The following is a 22,399-nucleotide window of genomic DNA, read 5'->3' as shown; positions in this document are numbered from 1 at the left end:
TGGCTGCGTGACGAGCCCGCACACCTACGCCACTGACACCGTCGAGCACGCCGCAACCACCCCCGACCAGCCACAACCGTTCCACGAACTGGGTCTCAAAGAAGACGAATACCAGCGGATCCGTGAGATCCTCGGTCGCCGGCCCACCGACACCGAGCTGGCGATGTATTCGGTGATGTGGAGCGAGCACTGCTCCTACAAGTCCTCCAAGGTCCACCTGCGCTACTTCGGCGAGACCACCACCGAGGGCATGCGTACCGGCATGCTGGCCGGCATCGGTGAGAACGCCGGCGTGGTCGACATCGGCGACGGGTGGGCGGTCACCTTCAAGGTGGAGTCCCACAACCATCCGTCCTACGTCGAGCCGTATCAGGGCGCGGCCACCGGCGTCGGCGGCATCGTTCGCGACATCATGGCCATGGGCGCGCGTCCGATCGCCGTGATGGACCAGCTCCGGTTCGGCGCCGCCGACGCTCCGGACACCCGCCGGGTGGTAGACGGGGTGGTTCGCGGCATCGGTGGATACGGCAACTCACTGGGCTTGCCGAACATCGGCGGTGAAACCGTGTTCGACGCGTCCTACGCCGGTAACCCGCTGGTGAATGCGTTGTGCGTCGGCGTATTACGGCAGGAGGACCTGCATCTGGCGTTCGCCTCGGGCACCGGGAACAAGATCATCCTGTTCGGCGCGCGGACGGGTCTCGACGGGATCGGCGGGGTTTCGGTGCTGGCGTCGGACACTTTCAGTGATGAAGGCGCCGAGAACTCCCGCAAGAAATTGCCGTCGGTGCAGGTAGGCGACCCGTTCATGGAGAAGGTGCTCATCGAGTGCTGTCTCGAGCTCTACGCGGGTGGTCTGGTGGTGGGTATCCAGGACCTCGGCGGGGCCGGATTGGCTTGTGCCACCTCGGAATTGGCCTCAGCCGGTGACGGCGGCATGGCGATCAATCTCGACGCCGTCCCGCTGCGCGCCAGGCAGATGACGCCCGCGGAAGTGTTGTGCAGCGAGTCACAGGAGCGGATGTGCGCGGTGGTGACGCCGGAGAACGTGGACGCGTTCCTGGCGGTCTGCCGTAAGTGGGAAGTGCTGGCAACGGTGATCGGCGAGGTCACCGACGGAGACCGGCTACGCATCACCTGGCACGGCGAGACCGTGGTCGACGTGCCGCCGCGCACGGTGGCGCACGAAGGCCCGGTCTACCAGCGCCCGGTCGCCCGCCCGGAGGCCCAGGACGCGCTGAACGCCGACTCGTCGAAGATCCTGCCGCGGCCGGCGAGCGGCGACGAACTGCGCGCGACTTTGCTTGCGCTGGTTGGCAGTCCGCATCTGTGCAGCCGCGCATTCATCACCGAGCAATACGACCGCTATGTGCGGGGCAACACCGTGCTGGCCGAGCACGCCGACGGCGGTGTGCTGCGCATCGACGAGGCGACCGGCCGCGGCATCGCGCTGTCCACCGACGCGTCGGGGCGTTACACCCAGCTCGATCCCTATACCGGCGCCCAATTAGCGCTGGCCGAGGCGTACCGCAACGTGGCCGTCACGGGCGCCAACCCGGTCGCCGTCACCAACTGCCTGAATTTCGGCTCGCCGGAGGACCCGGGAGTCATGTGGCAGTTCTCCCAAGCCGTCCGGGGTTTGGCGGATGGTTGTGTAGCCCTGGGCATTCCGGTGACCGGCGGCAACGTCAGCTTCTACAACCAGACCGGCTCGTCGGCGATCCTGCCGACCCCGGTGGTCGGGGTGCTTGGTGTCATCGATGACGTCGGGCGACGGCTGCCCACCGCCTTGGGCACCGAACCGGGGGAAAGTCTGTTGTTGCTCGGCGATACCCGCGACGAATTCGACGGCTCAATCTGGGCGCAGGTGACCGCCGACCACCTCGGTGGGTTGCCGCCGGCGGTCGACCTGCAGCGGGAGAAGTTGCTGGCCGAAGTTTTGGCGGCCGGGTCGCGCGACGGGCTGATCACCGCCGCGCACGACCTGTCCGAGGGCGGGCTGGCCCAGGCGGTGGTGGAGGCCGCGTTGGCGGGTGAAACAGGTTGCCGCATCGTGCTTCCCGAGGGTTCGGATCCGTTCGTCATGTTGTTCTCCGAATCCGCGGGCCGGGTACTGGTCGCGGTGCCACGCACCGAGGAGAGCCGATTCCGTTCCATGTGCGAGGCGCGGGGACTGCCCTCGGCGCGCATCGGGGTCGTGGATCAAGCGTCGGATGCGATCGAGGTCCAGGGCCTGTTCACGGTGTCCCTGGCCGAGCTGCGGGAGACATCCGAGGCGGTGCTGCCGCGATTCTTCGCCTGAGACTGCGCGCGCTGGCACTGGCCGCCGGCCTGGTGGGCTGGAGCCTGGTCGGTCCCCGGTTGCCGGCCGCATGGCGGACGCCGGTGCAGGCCGGTCTCGGCGGGGCACTGGCGTTGCTCATTCGTACGCCGCTCGGCCTTCGCCCGCCGGAACTGTGGGCGGGATTGCGCTGGGGCTCGGCCGCGGCCGCCATTGTGTCGGCAGCGATCGCTGCGACCACACCCATTCCGATCGTGCGGGGATCGATGGACAGCCGCGAGCTGCCGCCATCGGTATCCGGTTGGCTGGGCGTGCACATACCGATCGGTACGGTGTGGGCCGAGGAGGTCGCGTTTCGCGGGGCGCTGAGCGCTATTGCCACCGAAGCCTTCGGGGTGACCGGCGGCCGCGTACTGCAGTCCGCCGCGTTCGGGTTATCCCACATTGCAGACGCCCGCGCGACGGGGCAGCCGGCGGTGCCCGTGGTGCTGGTCACCGGTGTGGCGGGGTGGTTGTTCGGCTGGCTCGCCGGCCGCTGCGGCAGTCTGGCAGCGCCGATCCTGGCGCATCTGGCCATCAACGAGTCCGGTGCCGTGGCCGCGGTGGTGGTGCAACGGCGCAAGCTCAGGGATTGATGGTGTTGTCGCCCAGCTGTCGGCCCCAGACATAGTCCAGCGCGAGCGGCGAGCCCAGCTCGAAATGGTTGTACGGGGCCAGGCTGACGCCGGTGTCCATCACCAGAAACGGGGCGGGCCACAGATCTCGGGTGATCTTCTGCCAGCATCCCGGTCTGCCGCCCGGGCCGCCCCGGGCGTTGGTGCGCGGCAGATTCTCCGGGTACATGTACGGGGCCGGCGCACCGGCGATCGCGCCCGATGAGTTGGCACCCAGTGCGTACCCGTTGAAGCCAAGCGCCGCATGGATTCTGGGCGCGACTTCGTTGTAATTGCGTATGGTGCAGGCGATCTCGGGACTGTATTCGTCGAGCAACGCGGCGGTCGGACGCAGATCGGCGGCACCGCGCGCCAGGTACGGTCCGCCCCGTTCGAAGACCTCGGAGCCGGTACCGCCCAATCCCGCCGCGGCCAACAGCGCGGCATCGAGTTCGTTCCGCTGCTGATTGACGCTGCGCGCGGTGGTCGCCGCCTGGTTCAGGGCGTCCAACAGTTCAGGTGCGGAGTCCGCGTAGATCTCGCCCAGGGCGGCCAGCTGGCGAATGTCGGAGCGGGCCTGCGGCAGTTGGGGGTTGAGGTCGTCCAGAATGGCCGATCCTCGTTCCAGCGAGACGCCGAACCTGTCTCCCAATCCGGTCAGGGCTTGTCCCGCAGCGCTCAGCGTCAGGTTGAGTTTGACCGGGTCCACCTTCTCCGCGATGGCGGTCAGGGTCTGGAAAAGCGTATTGAACTCGGTCGTCACCTGCGTGGCATCAATCTCTATAGCCGGAGTGATGTGTTGTGCTGCGGGGTTTTCGGGTGAACTAAGGGCCACATACTTATTGCCGAACACGGTGGTGGCCTTGATCTCTGCGGTCACATTGGCCGGGATCTGCGCGATGTATCTGGGGTAGATGTCCAGGACCAGTTGCGCCGCGGGCCGGCCGTTGCGGTCGATCTCCGAAATCGTCGACACCCGCCCGATCTGAACGCCGTTGTAGGTGACCTTGGCCCCGGGATCCATCACCAGCCCAGATCGCGGGGCGACCATCGTCAACTTCGTTTTCGCCGTGAAATTGCCGCGGAACTGCCAATACAACGCGCCCAGCACGAGCGTCAGCACCATCAGCGTCACCAGGCCGACGGTCTTGAATGGGGGTCGCGTGCCCGTACGACGACGCTCCATGATTCTGAGACCATAAGGTATGGCGCCTCGCGATAGCGCCGATCCGGTGAAGACACGACAAGCCGTGTTGTCAGTTTCCGAATGGCTGCGCGACGAGACCTGTCCGCAGCCCGACCGGCCCACTCTGGCAGCGGCGGTGCGGCTCACCGCACGCACGCTGGCCGGGTTAGCGCCGGGTGCCAGCGTCGAGGTTCGCATCCCGCCGTTCGTCGCCGTGCAGTGCATCGCCGGTCCGCGGCACACCCGTGGCACCCCACCGAACGTGGTTGAAACCGACCCCAGGACGTGGCTGCTGGTGGCAACGGGACTGATGGGGCTGAAAGAGGCGCAGGCCAGCGGTTCGGTGACTCTGTCCGGATCGCGAGCAAGTGAGATCGACCACTTGTTACCAGTGGTGAGTCTGTGACTTGACCTGCGTGTTTCCCGCGACACGCCGTTCTGAACGGGAATAACACGCCTGTCGAATTCGTCGGTGCAGACGAGTTACCCGTAGACTCCGTTACGTCACCATTCGCGCCCTAGGGAGCCGCCAAAACCGTGACCGCTCAACAGCCCGAAGAAGACTTCAATTCGCCTCGTGAAGAGTGTGGTGTATTCGGGGTCTGGGCCCCGGGTGAGGACGTCGCCAAGCTCACCTACTACGGCCTGTACGCACTGCAGCACCGCGGCCAGGAGGCCGCCGGCATCGCCGTCGCAGACGGGTCACAGGTTCTGGTGTTCAAGGACCTCGGCCTGGTCAGCCAGGTGTTCGACGAGCAGACGCTGGCAGCCATGGATGGCCACGTCGCGATCGGGCACTGCCGATACTCCACCAGCGGGGACACCACCTGGGAAAATGCCCAGCCGGTGTTTCGCAACACCGCCGCGGGCACCGGGGTGGCGCTGGGTCATAACGGCAATTTGGTCAACGCCGCCGAATTGGCCGCCCGGGCGCGCGACGCGGGGCTGATCGCGAAACGCTGCCCTGCCCCGGCGACGACGGATTCCGACATTCTCGGTGCGCTGCTGGCTCACGGCGCGGCCGATTCCAGCCTCGAACAAGCGGCGCTAGAGCTGCTGCCGACCGTTCGGGGCGCGTTCTGCCTGACATTCATGGACGAAACCACCCTCTACGCCTGCCGCGACCCGCACGGCGTGCGGCCGTTGTCGCTCGGCCGGCTGGACCGCGGCTGGGTGGTCGCTTCCGAGACCGCCGCACTGGACATCGTCGGGGCGTCCTTCGTCCGCGACATCGAGCCGGGCGAGTTGCTCGCCATCGATGCCGACGGCGTGCGGTCCACCCGCTTCGCCAACCCCTCGCCGAAGGGCTGCGTGTTCGAATACGTCTACCTGGCCCGTCCCGACAGCACGATCGGCGGCCGGTCGATACACGGCGCGCGGCTGGACATCGGCCGCCAGCTGGCCCGGGAGTGCGCGGTCGACGCGGATCTGGTGATCGGGGTGCCCGAATCCGGCACCCCCGCCGCGGTGGGTTACGCACAGGAGTCCGGCATTCCCTACGGCCAGGGACTGATGAAGAACGCCTACGTCGGGCGCACCTTCATCCAGCCGTCGCAGACCATTCGGCAGCTCGGCATCCGGCTCAAGCTGAACCCACTCAAAGAGGTGATCCGCGGCAAGCGGCTCATCGTCGTCGACGACTCGATCGTGCGCGGCAACACCCAACGGGCGCTGGTACGGATGCTGCGCGAAGCCGGAGCGGTGGAAGTGCACGTGCGCATCGCCTCCCCGCCGGTGAAGTGGCCCTGCTTCTACGGGATCGACTTTCCGTCTCCGGCGGAGCTGATCGCCAACGCCGTCGAGGACGAGGGCGAGATGCTCGAGGCGGTCCGGCATGCCATCAATGCCGACACCCTGGGCTACATCTCGTTGCGCGGTCTGATCGCGGCCACCGAGCAGCCGGCGTCGCGGCTGTGCACCGCCTGCTTCGACGGCACCTACCCGATCAAGCTGCCGGGCGAGACCGCACTGGGCAAGAACGTCATCGAGCACATGCTGGCGAACGCGGCGCGTGCCGGCCTGGACAATCTCGCCGACCAGGAAGCGGCGGAAGTTCCCGCCGTCAGCCACTGACGAAAAACCCTCGCCGCGCACAAAACTGGCCGAAATCGCGGCCTACTGCGCGACACCGGTGCATAGCGTTACCAACGGGTGCGGCGACCGGTAGCCTTTATCGCGATGACGGATCCTGAACAGAGCTCCAAACGAGGCGCGGGCAATCAGGGCATCACCTACGCATCGGCCGGGGTGGACATTGAAGCCGGTGACCGCGCGGTCGACCTGTTCAAGCCGCTAGCGACCAAGGCCACCAGACCCGAGGTGCGGGGTGGGCTCGGCGGTTTCGCCGGGTTGTTCGCGATACGCGGCGACTACCGGGAACCGGTGTTGGCGGCATCCACCGACGGCGTCGGCACCAAGCTGGCCGTCGCGCAGGCCATGGACAAGCACGACACCGTCGGCCTGGACCTGGTCGCGATGGTCGTAGACGACCTGGTGGTGTGCGGCGCCGAACCCCTGTTCCTGCAGGACTACATCGCGGTCGGCCGCACCGTGCCCGAGCGGGTCGCCGCGATAGTGAGCGGTATCGCCGAGGGTTGCGTGCGCGCCGGGTGCGCCCTACTGGGCGGGGAGACCGCCGAACATCCCGGCCTGATGGAGCCCGACCATTACGACATCTCGGCGACCGGCGTCGGTGTGGTCGAGGCCGACGACGTGCTGGGACCCGAGCGCGTCAAACCCGGCGACGTCATCATCGGGATGGGGTCCTCCGGTCTGCACTCCAACGGCTACTCGCTGGCCCGGTCGGTTCTGCTGGATATCGACCGGATGAACCTGGCCGGTTACGTGGAGGAATTCGGCCGCACTTTGGGTGAAGAGCTGTTGGAGCCGACCCTGATCTACGCCAAAGACTGCCTGGCGCTCATCGCTGAAACCCAGGTCCGCACGTTCTGCCACGTCACCGGCGGCGGATTGGCCGGCAACCTGGCCCGCGTCATCCCGAACGGGCTGGTCGCGGAGGTGGACCGGGGGACGTGGACGCCTGCGCCGGTGTTCGCCATGATCGCGCAACGGGGCCGTATCGAGCGAGCCGAGATGGAAAAGACGTTCAACATGGGCGTCGGGATGGTCGCCGTCGTCGCGCCGGAGGACAGCGACCGCGCCAGGGCGATCCTGACCGCGCGGCATCTGAACTGCTGGGTGCTGGGTACCGTCGGCAAGGCCGGCAAGGACGGCCCGCGGGTCAAGCTCGTCGGGCAGCACCCGCGATTCTAAAAATCCAGAACCAGTAGGGCGCCGGACGCCAGCGAGGACCTAGCGGCGCCAGGTGTCGTCGTCATCCCACGAGTCGCCATCCGCGTGGTCCGACTCGTCGGTGCTCGTCCCGGACAGCTCGCGCTGAAGCCGCGTGAAGTCGGTCTGGGGGGAGCTGTATTTCAGTTCTCGAGCAACCTTGGTCTGCTTTGCCTTAGCCCGGCCGCGGCCCATGGGGGAACCCCCTCGCGAAATAACGGAGCGGCCTACGAGTAGGCGGCTCCGATCTCTTAGTGTCGTTTTGTCCTGTCGACAGCTTACCGTGCCCTGCGCATTAACGTTGGCGCGCCCTGCCACGCGGCTCGACAGGATGGCGGATGTCACAGCCCGTCAGCGACCGCCGCCGCGTAACCGTTCCAAGGCGAGTCGTCCGGCCCCCACTTCATCGGTCGGCGGCAGGGAATCGGCGTCGATCGCCGCGGGTACCTCGCCGTCGGCGCCGGTCGTCAGCGCGGTGTCGGCCGGTACCCCCCTTTTCAGCAGAGCCAGGGCCACCGGCCCGAGGTCGACGTGCTCGACCACGGTTCCCAGCCGCCCCACCGCACGACCGCCGGCGAGTATCGAGTCGCCGGTGGACGGACGGTCCGCCGAACCGTCAAGGTGCAACAACGCCAGCATTCGCGGCGGCTTCCCCAAGTTGTGCACTCGCGCGACGGTCTCCTGGCCGCGGTAGCAGCCCTTGTTCAGGTGGACGGCGCCTTCGCCGGGACCGCCGATCCAGCGCACTTCGTGCGGGATGGTGCGCTCGTCGGTGTCGACGCCGAGCCGCGGCCGCAGCGCGGCGACCCGGTGCGCTTCGTAGGCCCAGACACCGGAGGGGCGTACGTCGGCCCGGGTCAGCCGCTGCTTCCACTCGGCGCCATCGGTGCGCGGGACCACCAGATCCAGCTCGACCGGACCGCCGGGCGTGCTCGGCAGCCGCCGGACGAAGCCGCCACCGCGCAGTGGGACCGCCGCCAAGTCGGCCGGCAGGGCGTCCACGCCCAGCGCGTGGAGCACCGCCGCGTCGGTCAGCCGCGGCCCCAACAACGACAGCACCCCGAAATCGGCGTTATCCGGGCTCACATCGGACCAGAACACCATCTTGCGCAGGTAGCCCAGTAGTGGCTCACCCCGCCATGGCTCGGTGTCCAAATAGGTGGTGTCCCCGAGTTCGGTCTGTAGCCAGTGATCCTCGATCCGGCCCTGACCATCCAGGCTCAGGTTCTGCACCGTCGCGCCATCGGCCAGTTCACTGACGTGCTGAGTAGAGATGTTGTGCAGCCACGAGCGACGGTCGGCCCCGGTGAGGGTCAGCACGGCGCGGTGCGAGCGGTCCACCACGATGGCGCTGGTCTGGGCCGCACGCTGTTCACCCAGCGGATCGCCGTAATGCCAGACGGCGCCGGCGTCGGGACCGGGATCGGGCGCGGGGACGAAGTTGCCGGCACGGGACACACGTCAACTCTACGGCTCGGAATTGCCCGGTCGGGGACACACCTTTTCGCCGAACGTGAAGCCAGCCGCACAATCAGCAACCAGCGTGAAGCCAGCCGCACACCCGGCGATCCTGCGGGCCGTTAGGCTCACTCGACATGGCTGGTGTGGTCGTCACTCTGGACGGCGAGATCCTCGATCCGGGAACGCCGCTGCTGACGCCCGACGACCTGGCGGCGGTCCGCGGCGACGGGATTTTCGAAACGCTGCTTGTCCGCGACGGCAGGGCATGTCTGATCGAGTCGCACCTGCAGCGGCTGACCCAATCCGCAAAATTGATGGACCTGCCCGCGCCGGACCTGCCGGCCTGGCGGCGGGCCATCGACTCCGCGACCCGGCAATGGGTCAGCGGCACGTCCGACGAGGCCGCGATGCGGCTGGTGTACAGCCGGGGCCGCGAGGGCGGTTCGGCCCCGACGGCTTATGTGATGGTCAACCCGGTACCAGAGCGGGTGGCCGCGGTGCGCCGGGACGGCGTCGCCGCGATCACGCTGGACCGCGGGCTACCGGCGCGCGGGATCGACGCGATGCCCTGGCTGCTGGCCGGCGCCAAGACGCTGTCCTACGCGATCAACATGGCCGTCCTGCGGCACGCCGCCCGGCAGGGCGCCGGCGACGTCATCTTCGTCAGCACCGACGGCTACGTGCTGGAAGGCCCGCGCTCGACGGTGGTGATCGCCACCGACAACGGCGACGGCAACCCCTGCCTGCTCACCCCGCCGCCGTGGTACCCGATCCTGCGGGGCACCACCCAGCAGGCACTCTTCGAGGTGGCCCGCGCCAAGGGCTACGACTGTGACTACCGGGCGTTGCGGGTGACGGATCTGGCCGAGGCGCAGGGCATTTGGCTCATCTCCAGCATGACGCTGGCCGCCCGCGTGCACACCCTGGACGGTCGGCGGTTGCCCAGCCCGCGGATCGCCGACACGTTCGCCGAGCTGGTCGACGCAGCCATCGTCAGCGATCGCTGAACGCTTAATTGTGTTGTCGCCGCGCCCAAGTCACGGTAGCGTCGGCTTTACACAAGAAGGGAGGTGGTCCGCGAAATTGATAGCTTCATGGACATGTGAGGTGGCTGCGAGCTAGCTGCATTGGCTCGGAAGATTCATCGACCAAAGCGCTGGCGAATCTCCCGCAGTCACCCGGCCCCCGAGCTTCCGGTCTGTCCAACCGGAATACGGCTCGGGGGCCGCTCCATATCTACTGGCTTTGCGGCCGTACGTCCTACGCGTTTCCTGCCTTTGCGGCGATCTGGTCGGCCAACCGGGCACCGCCGTCGGTGATGTCGTTGCCGCACGCCTGCACCTCGATGACCAGGTCGCCGGCCGCGCTGAGCGCGTGCTGGCAGGTCCGCCCGCTGCCGTCGGTCACCGCGCGGGTCTGGGTGATCTTCGGCGCATCCCCGTTGACCTCACCGAAGGTCCATTCCACGGTCTTGTTCGCGCTTGTGAACTGGACGGTCTTGTTCGCACAGGCCCGCCATTTCGCGGCGGAGGCCGCCACAAAGGCGTTGGCCTTCTCGGCTGTCGGGAACTTCGCCACGCCCTCGACCACCCGGTGGACGTCCTGTGGCGAATGCACCACCTGGTTATGGATGCCGGTCAGTTCGTGACCCCGGTAGGCGGATTCCTCGAACGGTTCGAAGGCCGCCACGCACTCCGGGTCCGACAGCGCGCCCTGCGGCTTGCGTAGCTGGTCGCCGCGGGCTCCGGCCTCCATGTTGGGATCGCCCAGCACCGTGCCGACGTCCGCGGCGCCGAGCAGGACGGAGTTGGTTGTCGACGGCGCGGCCACCGCTCCGGACGCGCCGCCTGTGGTGCCACCGGCAGTTGCCCGCGGCTTGCGACCCTCGCCACCCCCGGAGGCGAACACCACGATCAACACGACCGCCACGATCGCCGCCAGAGCGGCGCCGCCGATGATCAGCAGGCGCTTGCTCGATTGCGCGCCACCGCCGGCGTTGGAAGCGGCGGGCGCGGTGGCCGGGCGCGCCGGCGCGACGGCGGCCGGCTGTGCCGGCGCGGTGGGAACCCCGGCGGTCTGGGGCCCGGCCTGGGCCGGCACCGGGGCGGCAGGCGCTGTCTGTGCTGTTCTCGAACCGTCCTTGGCCTCGATCTCGGCCAGTACGTTGTCGATTTCGGTGCGCGTGCGGTAGGTGACGTCGTGCCGCATCCGCAGCATCCGCAGCAGTTGGGCGATGTCGCTGCGGGCGCTGGGGTCGTCGCCGTCTTCGTCGAGACCGGTGCGCAGCTCGACCAGCAGCTGGAGCTGCTGCTGGGGGGTGAGCTCCTTTTCGGACAGGGTGTTGCCCAGCCGCATGATGTAGCCGAACGGCAGCGGCGGCTCTTCGGGCAGCGGCGAGGGCAGCGGCGGCGCCTTCTCCCGCAGCGCGTGGATCGCGGTGACCAACTGGATGCCGGCATCCACGGTGGGGTTCTGGTAGTCGATGATCTGCAGCGTCGAGACCGGATTCACCCGCACGCTGTCCACCGGCCCGACCTTGACGGGCAGGATCGGGCGGTTGAGCGCCTGCGCGTAGCGCAATTCGGCCTGGCTCGGCTTGGACTGCAGCCAATTGTTGGACAGCGCGACGATGAACACCTCGCTGGAGCGGATCTGTTCGAGGATCGCGTTCCACCACGCGTCGCCGCCGCCGAGCTCCTGGTCGAACCAGACCTTCTGCTGGGCGCGTTTGAGCGCGGTGGTGAGAGCCTCGAGCGCGGTTCTGTCTTGGCTCGAGTAGCTGATGAAGATGGCCACAGCGGTCTCCTCGATGGAGGGCACAGGGAGATATCCGGCGAATCCGTCATGCGACGGTAGCGCATGGCATTACCGGCAGCAATCGTGTCGGCAAACTCGGGTTTGGATCAGTCCCCGTGCGGGACGGGCGCCTGTTCCGGCGGGTGGAATTCGGCGTAACGCTGCTTGAATTCGTGACCCGGAACAGGCCATTGTTCGCCCTCGGCGCCGCGCACCACCCAGTCGCCGTCGGCAGCAACCGTCGGTCCTTCCAAGGTGTTGATGGTCTCGCCGGGCTGGGCTGGGCGGGCCTGCACCACGCCTTTGCGACGCCACAGCCCGTCACCGGCCGGCTCGTATGTGGCGTGAAAGATATCGTCGCGCACCGACCAGGTTTTGCCGTCCGACTGCACCTCCCAGTCGCCGGCGTCGGCGCGCATCGTATGGCCCGAGTCCGACTTCCACGACCACGGCGCATCGCGCCGGGTCGCGGCCACGGTGCCGACCCGGGTGAAGGTCCGCCACAGCGGGCGTGAGCGATAGCCGAGCTGACGCAGGCTCCACAGCGTGGCCGCCAGGCTGCGCACCGCGGCGTTGAGGAGGTCGGGGTCGTTCTCGACGTCCGACCAGTCGACGAGCTTGTCGTGGATCTTGCGGGCGTCGTCACGTGGCTTGCCGTACTTCCAGCCGTTGCGGCGGTAGTAGCGGCACCAGTCCTCGTGCTCGGCCTTGGCCATGGCCAGCGCCGAGTATTCGTCGAAACCCATCCGCGAAAGCTGTTCCAGCGGCGCCGAATCCGCCATGTCCCGGCCCGACAACTGGGCCGGCGGGCTGCCCCAGGTGTTCCACGTGTGGCCCGCGATCTGTTCGACCATCCACAGCGCATTGCGCACCTGTCGGCGGTTGGACCCGCGGTAGAACTCGTCGAGCTCGACCCAGGGCACCGAGGCCGGCCCGCGCGGCCAGCTCGGGTCGATGGTTGCCACATACCGTTCGTGGATCAGGCGAGCGGCGCGCTCCCAGGCATCCTGAACCTGGCCCTCCCGGGTGTCCAGCACCAGCGAATAGGACTGCAGCAGCCCGACGACCTGAATCGAGTCATCGTCGATGCTGGTGTTGAGATCCGAAGTGTAGACCGGCATTTCGGGGAATCGGGCGGCCAGCCGGGTGCCGGTAGTCGCGGTGTGGGTGTCGACCAGGATCACGGCGCTGGTGGTCGGGTCGCTCTCGCCGATCAGCCGCAACAGGGTGGGTATCGTCGGGGCCTCCGACACCGCGTCGATCGCGGGCCCATCGGAGGCGAAACCCGCTTGCTCGCGGTAGAAGTGGTGGTCCCGCAGATACTCATCGGCGTCCCGTTCCACCAGGGTCAGGGCCGGCAGCGCGGGTGCGCCGGGCGGGGTGTAGAAGTCGCGCTCCAGTGCTCGCCGGGTCAGGTCCGCGCACAGGGCCAACGTCAATTGTGATGTGCCACAGACGAATATCCGCTTGGTTCGGCCCGTCCCGATGATGCCGTCGAGCAGCCGGCTGGCCGTCACCTCGTATTTGCCCACCACGTCCGCGGCCCAGCGGGTGTCGGATCCGCCGAACTGCTGGGCGCGCCACGCCTCGGCCAGCCAGGGGTCGTCGATGCGCACGATCAACGGCAACCGGCGCTTGTCGGCGACTTCGGCCAGCCGGCGGCCGATAAGATCCAGCCGCAGCATGTTGACCGCCGGGTCGGCCGCCATCAGGTACAACCGGCTGAGGTTCCGCCAGAGCCGCAGTGACACCAGGGTCGCGGGAGTGTTGAAGTCCACCAGCACGACCCGGGCCCCCAGCCGGCGGAGCCGCTGAACCCGGTCGTCGCCCGCGCTGGTGATGACGACCAGAGTGCTGCGCCGGTCCAGCGTCCGCGCGACGCCGCTGACCATCGATTCGGTGTCGTCGTCCACGCCGACGATGGCGGTGACGGAGTCGGCGAAATTGGCCCGCAGCCGGTCCACCTGCGAGCGGAAGACGCCGACGACCACGCCGCCCAATCCGGTGAAGATCGCCGAAACCGCTGCCATGCGGGCCAATTCGAGGCCGACCGGGGTCGGGCTGGGGCACACCCGGCCGCCCAGTGAGTAGTCGCCGCTGCTGCCCTTGATCAGTTGAGCCGTCAGCATCAGCGGCGTGAAAACGGCCGGGTGGTTCTCGTCGTGGCAGTTCCAGTACGCGCTCAGGCCCAGGATGGCGCTCATGCTGATCAGCACCGCGATCACTGTGAACGACACGCCCACCAGCCGATGACTGGTGTTGGAGCGAAAGGTCATCGCGCACACGATCAAGACGCCGACGACGATCGTGGTCGTGGCCATCGAACCCGGCCGCCCGAACCAGCCCAGCCCGTCCGGCAACCAGTCCAGGATGGCGGGATGCAACGCGACGACGGCCAGATAGCCGATCAGCAACACCGCCAGAGCCGACACGGCCCACCGCACGGGGGTCGGGACCGTCCTCTTCTGGCGCATCCGGCCCGCCTTTCGCTGCTAGACCCCGCTGCTAGGACGCGAACAGTACACGCGCAAGTTCGCGGAAAGGCAAGACAGGGACGCGAATACGACGCGGCGGGCCGGCCTCAGCCGACGAAGCGGGACAGCCGGGCCGACAGGTGCGGGACCAGGCCGCCATCGGCATCGACTCGCTCCTCGACGTAGGCGAGGTCACCGCCCTCGACGATCCCGTAGAGCCGTTTGGCGCCGCCGACCAGGACGCCGGACCGGCTTCGGGCCAGCGCGTCGGTCACCAGTTCCCAGGACGACTGATTACGGGGCCGCCCGTAGAACAACTCGACGTAGCCGGCCGAATGCGCCAGGAGCAGTTCGATGGCCTGCGATTCGCTCGGGTCGTCGGGGTCGCGGACGAACCGCCAGAAGCCCGTCTCCCGCAACCCGATTTCGTGGTACTCGCCCTCGTCGTCCAGTCGCCACGACCGGGCTTCCCAATTCAGGTAGTCGCCGCCGTCATGGGACACGATGATCTGCTGGCCGAACCGGTAGTCGCCGTCGCTGCCGCGGCCCTCGCCTTCACCACGCCACACCCCCACCAGTGGCAGCAGCGCCAGCAACGCATCGTTGAGGTTCGCGCCCTCGCGCAGGTTCGCGGTGTCGGCGGGCACCGGCAGATCGTCGAACGCGGGAATGTTGCGCGCCGCGGTCAGTTTCGAGCGCTCCGCCGCCTGCGACATGCCGCCGGCGTCCGGCTCCTCGGAAGAGGTCACGACTCGTCGGTGATCAACCGATACAGCGCGTACAGCGCGAACCAGGAAATGACCACGGTCGCAAGGACCAGCATGATCTCGAAGAACAGCACCACGGAAGTGATTCTATTCTTCCGACCGCGCCAACGGGGACCGGCCCGAACGGGTCGTCAGGCGATCTTGATGTCCACCTCGTGGATGCCCGCACCGGACGGCGCCACCACGGCGTCGCCATTGCCGATCTTGGACAACGCGCGCAGCGTCCATGATCCCGGAGCGGCGAAGAACCGGAAGTCGCCGGTCGCCGACGCGACGACCTCGGCGGTGAACTCGTCGGAGGAGTCCAGCAGACGGACGAACGCGCCGCCGACGGCCTGGCCGTCCCGGTCGACAACGCGACCGGTGATCACCGTTTCCTTCTCCAGGTCGACGCTGGCCGGCAACGTCAGTCCTTGCTTAGGTGCAGAGCACATGTCAGCTTCCCAACTCGATCGGGGCGCCCACCAGGGAGCCGTATTCCGTCCAACTGCCGTCGTAGTTCTTGACGTTTTTGTGGCCGAGCAATTCCTGCAGCACGAACCAGGTGTGCGAGGATCGCTCCCCGATTCGACAGTAGGCAATCGTTTCCTTGGAGCCGTCCAGTCCGGCGTCGGCGTAGAGCTTGGCCAGTTCGTCGTCGGACTTGAAGGTGCCGTCCTCGTTGGCCGCCTTGCTCCACGGCACGTTGATGGCGGTGGGGACGTGGCCCGGGCGTTGGCTCTGCTCCTGCGGCAGGTGCGCCGGCGCCAGGATCTTGCCGGAGAACTCATCCGGCGAACGCACGTCGACCAGGTTCTTGACCCCGATGGCGGCGATCACGTCGTCGCGGAACGCGCGGATGTTGTTGTCCGGTTGCGACGCCGAGTAGGAGGTGGGGGGCCGGCTGACCGGGTCGCTGGACAGCGGGCGGCCGTCGAGCTCCCACTTCTTGCGGCCACCGTCGAGCAGCTTGACCTTCTCGTGGCCGTACAGCTTGAAGTACCAGTACGCGTACGCCGCGAACCAGTTGTTGTTGCCGCCGTAGAGGATGACGGTGTCGTCGTTGGACACGCCACGGTCGGAGAGCAGCTTGGAGAACTGCTGGGCGTCGACGAAGTCGCGCTTGACCGGGTCTTGCAAATCGGTGCGCCAGTCCAGCTTGATCGCGCCGGCAATGTGGCCGCCGTCGTAAGCGCTGGTGTCCTCGTCGACTTCGACGAAGACGACGTCTGCGGCATCCAGATTGCTCTCAGCCCAGTCGGCGGAGACCAGGACGTCGGAGCGTGCCATGGTGGGTTCCTTTCGATCTCTCTCTGTGAAGGTGGTCAGCGGCGGGTGCTACGTGCAAAGGTGCGGCCAGCCACGCACGCGGGTGGTGGAAGGGCAAGGCACGGATTACTCCTAGGTACGCCTGTTGCGCGGAAGACATGCCACAGTGGGATTCCGGGGCTGCTTCGAGTGCTGCGCAGATCGGCGCGGCTACTCAACAGCTACAGCAACAGCAACAACCCGCGCCGCGGCACGGCTCAACCGTGCGGCAGTTGGTGAGCATGCGCTCGATGCGGGCTGACACGTCGGCAAGCTTACCCAATGACATAGTGATCAAGCCAACAGCGCCCTCGCGGGACCTTGTCCGGGCGGTCAGGACTGCCGGAAATCACTCAATGTGAGGGCCACGTCACGGGTGATGCCCTCGATGATGACGTCGGAGCCGCGCGCCCCGACCGTGGTCGGGGCGACCCCGAACGGCAGTCGCTGGCGCGGCACCCTGGCGCTGAACGCTTCCAGCACCGCTGCCCTCTTGTCGTCGGGAACGGCCTGGTTGGCGGTGTCGGGACCGGTAAGTACGCCGGTGGGGGTGATGATCAGGGTGGCCGGGTCCTCCGGGGCGATGGACAGGTCGACCGAGATGCTGACCCGCCGATCGAAGCCGGCCTTATTCGGCGTGCCGCTGAACACCAGGCCGTGGTTGCCGGATATTCCGGATTCGGTGGTTCCGCCGGTGGCGTCGTTCGACTCCTGTGGCGGCGCTTCCACCATCAGGTCGGTAATGCCCAGGTAGCGGCCCAGATGCACGGAGTCGATGATGATGCGGCTCTCCAGCTCTTGCACGGCGAGCCTGGCGTTCGGGCCGATCAGCCAGGATGCGTCGGTCAGGTCGATCGAGTGCATGGTGGCTTCCAGCGTCGCCCGGCCGACCTCGGGTTGGTCGGTGCCGCCGGCCTTGATCTCCAGCTCTGTGTAGTGGTGGCGCATGGCCTGCGGGATGAACGGAAGAGCCAGGATGGCGACGAACGGGTCCGAATGCAGGTTGGCCGCTTTACGCACGCTCGCCGAGAGCCGGTACTCGGCGTAGATGCTCACGCCGTAGTCGACGCCCAGCGCCGCGAGCGCGAGGATCCCGACGCCGATCATCGCGGCGGTGACACCGATCAACACCCTGCGCACCCGGACATTGTGACATCGCCGGTGGACCGTGCTGTATTGGTGACTTCGATCTCGCACAGGCTCGTCGCGAGGCGAAAGCCCAGGTAGCAAGTTATCGTTAGGTGAGCTGACCGCTAACGTCATATGTCGCGATGAGTTTGGGAGGCCTACCCACGAGGGCTGGAGGGGCTAGTTGGACCTATTACTGCTGACCTCGGAGCTGTACCCGGACCCCGTCCTGCCGTCGCTGTCTCTGCTTCCCCACAGCGTGCGGACAGCGCCGGCCGAGGCTTCCTCATTACTGGAGGCGGGCAACGCGGACGCGGTGCTCGTCGACGCGCGCAACGACCTCTCGGCTGCGCGCGGGCTGTGCCGCCTGCTCAGCACGGCCGGCCGGTCGGTTCCGGTTCTCGCGGTGGTGAGTGAGGGCGGCCTGGTGGCCGTCAGCGCCGACTGGGGCCTGGACGAGATTCTGTTGCCCAGTACGGGGCCGGCGGAGATCGACGCCCGGCTGCGGCTGGTGGTCGGCCGTCGCGGCGGCCTGGCCGACCAGGAAAGCGCGGGCAAGGTGAGCCTGGGTGAGCTGGTGATCGACGAGGGCACCTACACGGCCCGGCTGCGCGGCCGGCCGCTGGACCTCACCTACAAGGAATTCGAGTTGCTGAAGTATCTGGCCCAGCACGCCGGCCGCGTATTCACCCGCGCCCAACTGCTGCACGAGGTGTGGGGCTACGACTTCTTCGGCGGCACCCGGACGGTCGACGTGCACGTGCGTCGCCTGCGCGCCAAACTCGGCTCCGAGCACGAAGCACTGATCGGCACGGTCCGCAACGTCGGCTACAAGGCGGTGCGGCCGGCGCGTGGCCGCGCGCCGGCCGCCGAGATCGAGGACGACCAGGCCGGCGCCGAGGCCGACGGTCTGGCAGAACCAGTGGGCGACCCGTTGCGCAGTCAGTGACCACGCCGCAATGGCGCTCGGCGCTGACCGCCGAGGAGCAGCAGCGAATACGTGAATTAATCTCTGCCGCAATCGAATCCGACGGGGTCGCGCCGGTGGGAGAGCAGGTGTTGCGGGAACTGCCGCACCCACGCACCGACCACCTGCTGGCCGTCGATGATGCCGCCGGCAACGTCATCACCGGTTACCTCAATCTGACGCCGCCGCGTGACGCGGCCGCCGCGATGGCCGAACTCGTGGTGCACCCGCACGCCCGGCGGCGGGGCGTCGGCTCCGCACTGGCGCGTGCGGCGCTGGCCAAAACCGATGGCCGCAACCAATTCTGGGCCCACGGCACGCTGGATGCCGCCAAGGCGACCGCGGCGGCATTGAACCTGGTCGCCGTCCGTGAGCTGCTGCAGATGCGCCGCCCGCTGCGCGACATCGCCGAACCGGTCATTCCCGACCGGCTGCGCGGCGTGCACGTCCGCACCTACCGCGGCCCGTCCGACGACGCCGAGTTGCTGCGGGTCAACAACGCCGCGTTCTCCTACCACCCGGAACAGGGCGGGTGGACCGACGCCGAGATCGACGAGCGGCGCAGCGAACCCTGGTTCGACCCAGACGGACTCTTCCTGGCCTTCGCCGGTCCGCAATCCGAGACCCTGTTGGGTTTCCACTGGACCAAGGTTCATCCCGACCCCGCCGGGCTGGGCGAGGTCTACGTGCTGGGCGTCGACCCCGCCGCTCAGGGCGGCGGGTTGGGTCAGTGGCTGACAGCTATCGGGCTCAAGTCGTTGGCCCAGCGGCTGGCCGACCGCCCGGATCCCACCGCACTGCTCTACGTCGAGTCCGACAACACGGCGGCGGTGCGCACCTATGAGAAGACCGGGTTCGGCGTTTACAGCGTCGACACCGCCTATGCGGCGGCGCCCGCCGAAAACTGAGCCTCGCCTGCGTGTCGGTCTCAGCGCGAGGGCATACCGTGGCAGGACAGTATCCAGAAAGCGGGATCGGTGAAATTCGCCTCGGTGAAGAGGGCAGCGGCCCTGGCCGTGATCGCCTGCGCTGCAGCGGTCACGGCCTGCGGCAGCGATGACAATCGTGGTGCCTCGACACCGATTTCGGGGTCACCCGCCGGGGGTGCCGCCTGCGGCGGGAAGGACACGCTGACCGCGGAGGGGTCGACGGCGCAGCAGCTCGCCGTCGCGATGTTCAACCAGGTGTGGGGCCAGCTGTGTCCCGGGAAGTCCGTCGCCTACCACGCAACCGGGTCCGGCGCCGGCCGGACACAGTTCGTGGCCGGACACGTCGATTTCGCCGGGTCCGATTCGCCGTTGACCGTCACCCAGATCAATCCGGCCGCCAAGCGCTGCAACGGGAACCCGGCCTGGGACCTGCCGCTGGTATTCGGCCCGATCGCGTTGGTTTACAACCTGCCCGGCGTGCCGAAGTTGGTCCTCGACGCCGACACGCTGGCCAAGATCTTCAGCGGCGGGATCCGGATGTGGAGTGACCCGATACTGCAGGCACTCAATCCCGGTGTGAAGCTACCCGACAGCAAGATCACGCCGATCTACCGGAAGGATTCGTCGGGGACGACCGACAACTTCCAGAAGTACCTGACGGCCGCCGCGCCCCAGAGTTGGGCGCGCGGTGTCGGCACCGAATTTCAGGGCGGCGTCGGTGAGGGCGCCGAGCGATCGGCTGGCGTCATCCAGGGGGTGCAGGCCACGCCCGGCGGTATCGGCTATGCGGAGAAGGGTTTCGCCGACCGCGCCGGCGTGCCGTTCGCGCAATTGGACACCGGCAACGGCGTGGTGGCGCTCACCGATGAAACCGCCCGCAACGCCACCAACGCCGTCACGTTCGCCGCCCGGGGCAACGACCTGGTGCTGGAGTTGAGCCCGATGTTCGCCGCCGCGGAGCCCACCTCCTACCCGCTGGTGATGGCCACCTACGAGATCGTGTGCTCGAAGGGCTACGACCCGGACACCGCCACGGCGGTCAAGGCGTTTCTCACCACCGCCGTCAACAGCGGGCAAACGGGTCTTTCTTCCGCCGGGTATGTGCCGCTGCCGGATAAGGTCAAAGAGCGCCTGGTCGCCGCGATCGGCGCGGTGCAGTAACGGTTCGTGCACGGGGTTCGGCCGGGCCGGCTCAACGGACAGGACCATAGTGACGACGCCAAACCCCTCCGACGCGGGTGCCGGGGAGGTGGTGGCCGCGCCGTTCCCGGAACCGCCCGCCGTTCCGATCAGCCCCTGGGGATACGGGAAGCCGCAACTGGGCGAACGGATCTTCCGCCGCCTGGCGGAGGGCTCCGGCCTGCTGATCGTGCTGCTGATCGCCGCAATCGGCGGCTTTCTGGCGTGGCGCGCCCTGCCCGCGCTGGCTCGCAACAAGGAGAACTTTTTCACCTACGGCGGCAACTGGGTCACCACCGACACCTCGGCGATGCATTTCGGCATCCTGGACCTGCTGCACGTCACGGTCTTCGTGTCGTTGTTCGCGCTGGTGCTGGCCATGCCGGTGGCGCTGGGTGTGGCGATCTACATCACTCAGTACGCGACCCGCAGGACAGCGGTGCTGTTCTCCTACCTGGTCGACCTGCTGGCGGCGGTGCCGTCGATCATCTACGGCGTATGGGGGCTGCATGTGCTGGCGCCCGAGCTGCGGCCGGTGGCCGGCTGGTTGAACGCGCACCTGGGGAATTGTTTTCTGTTCGCCACCGGCAACGCGTCGCTGGCCGGCGGCGGCACCGTCTTCACCGCCGGGATCGTGCTGGCCGTGATGATTCTGCCGATCATCACCGCGGTGACCCGCGAAGTGTTCGTCCAGACACCGCAGGGACAGATAGAGGCCGCGCTCGCACTGGGCGCCACCCGATGGGAAGTGGTCAAGACGACCGTGCTGCCCTTCGGCCGCTCCGGATTCCTCAGCGGCGCCATCCTGGGCCTGGGCCGGGCGCTGGGCGAGACGATGGCACTGCTGATCATCCTGCGCGGCACCCAGGAGGCGTTCGGCTGGTCGCTGTTCGACGGCGGGTCCACCTTCGCCACGAAAATCGCAGCCACCGCAACCGAATTCGACAATCAATACAAGGCCGGCGCCTACGTGGCCGCCGGGCTGGTGCTGTTCGGGCTGACCTTCGTCGTCAACGCGCTGGCGCGCAGCGCGGTGGCAGGCACCCGGGCCGGAAGGTCACAGGCATGACCTCGATGCTGGATCGCCCGCTCAAGTGGCGGGCCATCTCGGGGCTGGGCTGGCGGCGCCGCATCGCCGACGGCCTGGCCACCGTGCTGGTCACGCTGGCGATGGGTATCGCGCTGACCCCGCTGGTGTGGGTGTTGTGTTCGGTGGTGGTCAAGGGATTCCACGCCCTCACCGCGGGTGACTGGTGGACCCATTCGCAGGCCGGTATCACTTCCTTGGATGCCGGCGGCGGCGCGTACCACGCGATCGTCGGCACGCTGTTGCTGGGCTTGGCGTGCGCTGTGATCTCGATCCCGATCGGTGTCCTGGTCGGCATCTACCTGGCCGAATACGGCGGCCGCACACCGCTGGCCCGGCTGGTCAGCTTCACGGTGGATATCCTGGCCGGGGTGCCCTCGATCATCGCCGCGTTGTTCATCTATGCGGTATGGGTGGCGGCCCTGGGACTGCCCCGGTCCCAGTTCGCGGTGGCCTTGGCACTGGTGATGTTGATGCTCCCGGTGATTGCCCGGGCGACTGAGGAGATGCTGCGCATCGTACCGGTGGACCTGCGGGAGGCGGCTTACGCGCTAGGGATACCGAAGTGGAAGACCATCGCCCGGGTGGTGCTGCCGACCGGCTTGTCCGGCATCCTCACCGGAATCCTGCTGGCACTGGCCCGGGTGCTGGGGGAGACGTCGCCGCTGTTGATCCTGGTCGGCTATTCGCACGCCATCAACTTCGACATGTTCAGCGGGTTCATGGGTTCGCTGCCCGGCATGATGTATGACCAGACCACTGCCGGAGCCGGCGCCAACGAGGTCCCCACGGATCGGCTCTGGGGCGCGGCGCTGACTCTGATCATGCTGATTGCAATGATCAATATCGGCGCCCGAGTGGTCGTGAAGATCTTTGCCCGACGAAGACTTGACAATGTACGGCGGTAACAAGG

The 22,399-nt window shown here is 67.6% G+C and carries 20 protein-coding genes; 11 read left to right on the top strand and 9 right to left on the bottom strand.

Features of this window, described 5'->3' with window-relative positions; all coding sequences use genetic code 11:
* Positions 1-7: 7 nt before the first annotated feature.
* On the top strand, positions 8-2,302 hold the full coding sequence (gene purL / locus A5645_RS05185) for a phosphoribosylformylglycinamidine synthase subunit PurL (RefSeq protein WP_065128688.1): 2,295 nt from the start codon (positions 8-10) through the stop codon (positions 2,300-2,302).
* A complete protein-coding gene (locus tag A5645_RS05180) occupies positions 2,299-2,916 on the top strand; it encodes an Rv0804 family intramembrane glutamic endopeptidase (RefSeq protein WP_253866853.1) in 618 nt (205 codons plus the stop codon). Before purL ends, A5645_RS05180 begins: the two co-directional genes overlap by 4 nt.
* On the opposite strand, the gene A5645_RS05175 is transcribed toward A5645_RS05180, so the two are convergent.
* Positions 2,906-4,120, bottom strand: coding sequence for an MCE family protein (locus A5645_RS05175; RefSeq protein WP_065128686.1), 1,215 nt, complete (start codon positions 4,118-4,120; stop codon positions 2,906-2,908). The two genes, A5645_RS05180 and A5645_RS05175, sit on opposite strands and share 11 nt — an antisense overlap.
* 19 nt (positions 4,121-4,139) lie before the next feature.
* Here A5645_RS05175 and A5645_RS05170 point away from each other — a divergent pair, with 19 nt between their 5' ends.
* The 3 genes from A5645_RS05170 (at position 4,140) to purM (ending at position 7,393) form a co-directional block, all read left to right on the top strand.
* Complete coding sequence (locus A5645_RS05170) at positions 4,140-4,526, top strand: sterol carrier family protein (protein ID WP_065128684.1); 387 nt, start codon at positions 4,140-4,142, stop codon at positions 4,524-4,526.
* A gap of 131 nt (positions 4,527-4,657) precedes the next feature.
* Entirely contained in the window at positions 4,658-6,193 is a 1,536-nt protein-coding gene (purF, locus tag A5645_RS05165; RefSeq protein WP_065036669.1) for an amidophosphoribosyltransferase, read from the top strand.
* 105 nt (positions 6,194-6,298) lie between these two features.
* Positions 6,299-7,393, top strand: a complete 1,095-nt coding sequence (purM, locus tag A5645_RS05160) for a phosphoribosylformylglycinamidine cyclo-ligase (RefSeq protein WP_065036670.1) — start codon at positions 6,299-6,301, stop codon at positions 7,391-7,393.
* Between the two features lie 39 nt (positions 7,394-7,432).
* Here the strand turns inward: purM and A5645_RS26855 are convergent, their stop codons facing one another.
* Complete coding sequence (locus tag A5645_RS26855; protein WP_081282367.1) at positions 7,433-7,606, bottom strand: DUF3073 domain-containing protein; 174 nt, start codon at positions 7,604-7,606, stop codon at positions 7,433-7,435.
* A 156-nt stretch (positions 7,607-7,762) separates the two neighbouring features.
* Positions 7,763-8,869, bottom strand: coding sequence for a CAF17-like 4Fe-4S cluster assembly/insertion protein YgfZ (gene ygfZ / locus A5645_RS05155; protein WP_065128682.1), 1,107 nt, complete (start codon positions 8,867-8,869; stop codon positions 7,763-7,765).
* 146 nt (positions 8,870-9,015) lie between these two features.
* Between ygfZ and A5645_RS05150 the strand changes: the two genes are divergently transcribed.
* Positions 9,016-9,879, top strand: a complete 864-nt coding sequence (locus A5645_RS05150; protein ID WP_065128745.1) for an aminodeoxychorismate lyase — start codon at positions 9,016-9,018, stop codon at positions 9,877-9,879.
* Between the two features lie 253 nt (positions 9,880-10,132).
* On the opposite strand, the gene A5645_RS05145 is transcribed toward A5645_RS05150, so the two are convergent.
* The 6 genes from A5645_RS05145 to lmeA form a co-directional block, all read right to left on the bottom strand.
* On the bottom strand, positions 10,133-11,668 hold the full coding sequence (locus tag A5645_RS05145; RefSeq protein ID WP_172830468.1) for a sensor domain-containing protein: 1,536 nt from the start codon (positions 11,666-11,668) through the stop codon (positions 10,133-10,135).
* Between the two features lie 107 nt (positions 11,669-11,775).
* Positions 11,776-14,142 carry a RyR domain-containing protein gene (locus A5645_RS05140; RefSeq protein ID WP_065128678.1) on the bottom strand — a complete coding sequence of 789 codons (2,367 nt, stop codon included), beginning with the start codon at positions 14,140-14,142 and terminating at the stop codon, positions 11,776-11,778.
* Positions 14,143-14,249: 107 nt separating this feature from the next.
* Positions 14,250-14,858: a heme-binding beta-barrel domain-containing protein gene (locus tag A5645_RS05135; protein ID WP_065036737.1), complete on the bottom strand. Its 609-nt coding sequence runs from the start codon at positions 14,856-14,858 to the stop codon at positions 14,250-14,252.
* Between the two features lie 182 nt (positions 14,859-15,040).
* A complete protein-coding gene (locus A5645_RS05130; RefSeq protein WP_065036674.1) occupies positions 15,041-15,343 on the bottom strand; it encodes a DUF1416 domain-containing protein in 303 nt (100 codons plus the stop codon).
* 1 nt (position 15,344) lies between these two features.
* Positions 15,345-16,178: a sulfurtransferase gene (locus A5645_RS05125; RefSeq protein ID WP_065128676.1), complete on the bottom strand. Its 834-nt coding sequence runs from the start codon at positions 16,176-16,178 to the stop codon at positions 15,345-15,347.
* Between the two features lie 351 nt (positions 16,179-16,529).
* A complete protein-coding gene (gene lmeA / locus A5645_RS05120; RefSeq protein ID WP_301336980.1) occupies positions 16,530-17,336 on the bottom strand; it encodes a mannan chain length control protein LmeA in 807 nt (268 codons plus the stop codon).
* A gap of 172 nt (positions 17,337-17,508) precedes the next feature.
* Here lmeA and A5645_RS05115 point away from each other — a divergent pair, with 172 nt between their 5' ends.
* The 5 genes from A5645_RS05115 (at position 17,509) to pstA (ending at position 22,394) form a co-directional block, all read left to right on the top strand.
* A complete protein-coding gene (locus A5645_RS05115; RefSeq protein ID WP_065036676.1) occupies positions 17,509-18,273 on the top strand; it encodes a winged helix-turn-helix transcriptional regulator in 765 nt (254 codons plus the stop codon).
* The gene (mshD, locus tag A5645_RS05110; RefSeq protein ID WP_065128674.1) at positions 18,270-19,199 is read left to right on the top strand and encodes a mycothiol synthase; all 930 of its coding nucleotides are present in this window, start codon (positions 18,270-18,272) and stop codon (positions 19,197-19,199) included. The genes A5645_RS05115 and mshD overlap by 4 nt, the downstream gene beginning before the upstream one ends.
* Positions 19,200-19,268: 69 nt before the next feature.
* Complete coding sequence (gene pstS, locus A5645_RS05105) at positions 19,269-20,381, top strand: phosphate ABC transporter substrate-binding protein PstS (protein WP_065128672.1); 1,113 nt, start codon at positions 19,269-19,271, stop codon at positions 20,379-20,381.
* 49 nt (positions 20,382-20,430) lie between these two features.
* The gene (gene pstC, locus A5645_RS05100; protein ID WP_065036679.1) at positions 20,431-21,468 is read left to right on the top strand and encodes a phosphate ABC transporter permease subunit PstC; all 1,038 of its coding nucleotides are present in this window, start codon (positions 20,431-20,433) and stop codon (positions 21,466-21,468) included.
* A complete protein-coding gene (pstA, locus tag A5645_RS05095) occupies positions 21,465-22,394 on the top strand; it encodes a phosphate ABC transporter permease PstA (protein WP_065036680.1) in 930 nt (309 codons plus the stop codon). Before pstC ends, pstA begins: the two co-directional genes overlap by 4 nt.
* Positions 22,395-22,399: the final 5 nt, after the last annotated feature.

It is taken from the genome of Mycobacterium asiaticum, from assembly GCF_001673635.1.
Taxonomy (GTDB): Bacteria; Actinomycetota; Actinomycetes; order Mycobacteriales; family Mycobacteriaceae; genus Mycobacterium; species Mycobacterium asiaticum_C.
This window is presented reverse-complemented; position numbering and strand designations above follow the sequence as displayed.

What these genes read in the sequence shown, in the direction of transcription:
- pstA (WP_065036680.1), top strand. Translation starts at nt 21,465, where the DNA reads ATGACCTCGATGCTGGATCGCCCGCTCAAGTGGCGGGCCATCTCGGGG.
- A5645_RS05125 (WP_065128676.1), bottom strand. Translation starts at nt 16,178, where the DNA reads ATGGCACGCTCCGACGTCCTGGTCTCCGCCGACTGGGCTGAGAGCAAT.
- A5645_RS05135 (WP_065036737.1), bottom strand. Translation starts at nt 14,858, where the DNA reads ATGTCGCAGGCGGCGGAGCGCTCGAAACTGACCGCGGCGCGCAACATT.
- purM (WP_065036670.1), top strand. Translation starts at nt 6,299, where the DNA reads ATGACGGATCCTGAACAGAGCTCCAAACGAGGCGCGGGCAATCAGGGC.
- A5645_RS26855 (WP_081282367.1), bottom strand. Translation starts at nt 7,606, where the DNA reads ATGGGCCGCGGCCGGGCTAAGGCAAAGCAGACCAAGGTTGCTCGAGAA.
- A5645_RS05170 (WP_065128684.1), top strand. Translation starts at nt 4,140, where the DNA reads ATGGCGCCTCGCGATAGCGCCGATCCGGTGAAGACACGACAAGCCGTG.
- A5645_RS05175 (WP_065128686.1), bottom strand. Translation starts at nt 4,120, where the DNA reads ATGGAGCGTCGTCGTACGGGCACGCGACCCCCATTCAAGACCGTCGGC.
- A5645_RS05140 (WP_065128678.1), bottom strand. Translation starts at nt 14,142, where the DNA reads ATGCGCCAGAAGAGGACGGTCCCGACCCCCGTGCGGTGGGCCGTGTCG.
- A5645_RS05130 (WP_065036674.1), bottom strand. Translation starts at nt 15,343, where the DNA reads ATGTGCTCTGCACCTAAGCAAGGACTGACGTTGCCGGCCAGCGTCGAC.